The following is a 3,565-nucleotide window of genomic DNA, read 5'->3' on the forward strand; positions in this document are numbered from 1 at the left end:
AGGACGTGCCGTTCGAGCGGCTCGTGGAGATCCTCAACCCGACACGCTCCATGGCTCGCCACCCCCTCTTCCAGGTCATGCTCGCCTTCCAGAACGTCGCTGATCCGGACCTGGACCTGCCCGGTCTGACCGTTCGCGGAGAACAGGTGGAAGGCGCGGTGGCCAAGTTCGACCTGTCCGTCAGCATGGGTGAACTCCACGGCGAGAACGGAGCACCCGCAGGACTGCAAGGGCAGCTGGACTACCGCACGGATCTGTTTGCGGAGAACACGGTCCGAGAACTCGCGGACCGTGTGGTGCACGTGCTGGAAGCCGTCACCGCCGATCCCGACGCGCGGATCCGTTCCGTCAGTGCGGTCGGTGCCGAGGAGCGACACCGGATCCTGACCGACTGGAACGCAACTGCTCGTGCCGTTCCGCACGGGACGCTGCCAGAGCTCTTCCAGGCCCAGGTGGTGCGTACTCCCGATGCTGTCGCCGTGGTCAGCGGCACAGCACGGCTCACGTACGCGGAATTGAATTCCCGAGCGAATCGTCTGGCCCGTCATCTGGTGGCGTGCGGTGCGGGTCCGGAGAAGCTCGTCGCCATCGCGCTGCCCAGGTCGGCCGACCTGCTGGTCGCGGTGTTCGCCGTCCTGAAGAGTGGTTCCGCTTATGTGCCGGTGGATCCGGAGTATCCGGCGGAGCGGATCGCGTACATGCTCGCGGACGCCGAACCCGTGCTGCTCCTGACGGAAGCGGCCACCGCGGCCCTGTTCCCTCAGGACGCCGCCACACCGCACCTGCTGCTCGACAACCCCGAAGTTCAGCAGGCCGTAGCAGGCCAGGACAGCGCAGACCTGTCCGACGGAGATCGTCTGTCTCCGCTGCTGCCCTCCCACCCCGCGTACGTGATCTACACGTCCGGGTCCACGGGACGGCCGAAGGGCGTGATGGTCGAGCACCGCAGCGTGGTGAACCTCGCCTCGTGGGCTGCCGATGGGCTCGGTACGGACCGACTGGAGGAGGTCTGCGCCTCGACGTCGCTCAACTTCGACGTGTCCGTGTTCGAAATCATCGCTCCGTTGCTCGCCGGCGGTAGGGTCCACGTGATCCGAGACCTGCTTGCATTCGGAGACGAAGCCGCGGGGGATCCCGACAAGCCGTTGGCAAGCGGCGTTCCTTCGGTCTTCTCAAGCCTCCTGGACCGTGCACCGGCGGCGGACGCGGCAACGGTCGTCATGGCGGGTGAGGCGATTTCGCCGATCGTTGCCAAGAAGATCCGCTCGGCTTTCCCCACAGCCCGCATGGCGAACTGCTACGGCCCCACCGAGGCCACCGTCTATGCAACCTCGTGGTACACCGATGCCGAAATGCCGGATGCAGTTCCGATCGGGCGGCCGATCGCCAATACGCGGGTGTATGTGCTGGATGCCGCGTTGTCGCCGGTGCCGGTGGGTGTGGCGGGTGAGTTGTATGTGGCGGGTGTTCAGCTGGCGCGAGGCTATCTGGGGCGTGCGGGTCTGACGGCGGAGCGGTTCGTCGCGGATCCGTTCGCCACGGTGGCGGGTTCGCGGATGTATCGCACCGGGGATGTGGTGCGGTGGTCGGCGGATGGTGTGCTGGAGTTCGTGGGACGTGCTGATGCCCAGGTGAAGGTGCGGGGTTTCCGTATCGAGCCGGGTGAGGTCGAGGCCGTCCTGGCCGGGCATGGGCAGGTCGCCCAGGCGGCGGTCGTCGTACGGGAGGACCAGCCCGGCGACAAGCGCCTGGTCGCCTATGTCGTGCCTACGACCGTGAACTTCGACGCTGCCGTCCTGCGCCGGCACGTGGCGGACCGGCTGCCGGACTACATGGTGCCCTCGGCGTTCGTCACCCTCGCCGTACTGCCGTTGACGCCGAACGGGAAGCTGGACCGCATGGCCCTGCCGGCTCCCGAATACACCTCGGACGGGTCCGGGCGGGCACCGCGAACACCGCGGGAGGAGATCCTGTGCGGTCTGTTCGCCGAGGTCCTGGGCGTGGAGTCGGTGTCGGTCGACGACGGTTTCTTCGAGTTGGGCGGGCATTCGCTGTTGGCGACGCGGCTGGTGAGCCGGATCCGGTCGGTCCTCGGGGTGGAGGTGAGTATCCGGTCCCTGTTCGAGGCCCCGACGGTGGCGGGGCTGGTGGACCGGCTCGACGAAGGTGGTCGGGTCCGGGAGCGGCTCGGGCGGCGGGTGCGGCCGGAGGTTCTTCCGGTGTCGTTCGCGCAGCGGCGTCTGTGGTTCCTGGGTCAGCTCGAGGGTGTCTCGGCGGCGTACAACATTCCGCTCGTGCTGCGTCTGACGGGTGCGTTGGATGTGGAGGCGTTCGGGGCTGCGCTGGGGGACGTGGCGGGTCGGCACGAGAGTCTGCGGACGGTGTTTCCGCAGGTGGACGGGGAGCCGCGGCAGGAGATCCGGCAGGGCGTCGGGGGTGTTCCCGAGGTGGTTGTGGAGGCCGTGTCGGCTGGTGACGTTGCCGCGGTGGTGGCGGAGGTGACGGGTGCCGGGTTCGATCTGGAGCGGGATCTGCCGTGGCGGGTGCGTCTGTTGCAGGTGACGGACGTCCCTGGTGAGTGGGTGCTCGTGATGGTGGTGCATCACATCGCGGCGGACGGCTGGTCGATGGCGCCGTTGGCGAGGGATCTCTCGCAGGCGTATGCCGCTCGTTGCGGGGGACACGCGCCGGCATGGAAAGAGCTCCCGGTGCAGTACGCGGACTACACGCTGTGGCAGCGCGAGCTCCTCGGTAGCGAGGACGACCCGGACAGTGTCATCGCCGCCCAGGTCGCCTACTGGAAGCAGGCCTTGGCTGATCTTCCTGAAGAGCTGGAGCTGCCGGTCGACCGCCCGCGCCCCGCGATCGCCACGCACGAGGGTGACTCTGTGGAGATCCGTGTGCCGGCGGAGGTGCACGCGCGGCTGGTGGATCTGTCCCGTTCCTGCGGCGCCAGTGTGTTCATGACGGTGCAGGCGGCGCTGGCGGTCCTGTTGTCGAAGATGGGCGCCGGGCAGGACATCCCGATCGGGACACCGGTCGCCGGCCGCACCGACGACGCCCTAGACGATCTCGTCGGGTTCTTCGTGAACACGCTCGTCCTGCGGAACGACCTGTCGGGCGACCCGACCTTCCGTGAAGTCCTCGAACGGGTCCGGGAAGTGGACCTGGCGGCGTTCGCCCACCAGGACGTGCCGTTCGAGCGGCTCGTGGAGATCCTCAATCCGGCGCGCTCCATGGCCCGCCACCCCCTGTTCCAAGTCATGCTCACCTTCCACAACAACGCGCAACCGGACCTCGACCTGCCCGGCGTCCAGACGCAAGCAGAAGCTGCCGGCGAGATGGCGGCCAGGTTCGACCTGTCGTTCGGTCTGGGAGAGACACACACGGCCGACGGCGTACCGGCCGGTCTCGCGGGGCGGCTTGACTACCGCACTGATCTGTTCGAGCGCACCACCGTCGAGCAGCTCGCCGAGCGCTTGTCCCGGCTGCTCGAAAGCGTCACGGGCGACCCCGACCAGCGGGTCCGGAGTGTCAGTGTCCTTGCCGGTGATGAGTTGCGGCG

Annotated in this window: 1 protein-coding gene; it reads left to right on the plus strand. The window is 67.9% G+C overall.

The genetic code is table 11. The features are described 5' to 3' along the window. The coding region (locus ACZ3KP_RS40890) for an amino acid adenylation domain-containing protein (protein WP_467506212.1) at nt 1-3,565 on the plus strand (3,565 nt) is incomplete at both ends.

Source organism: Streptomyces sp. NPDC020958 (assembly GCF_055562175.1).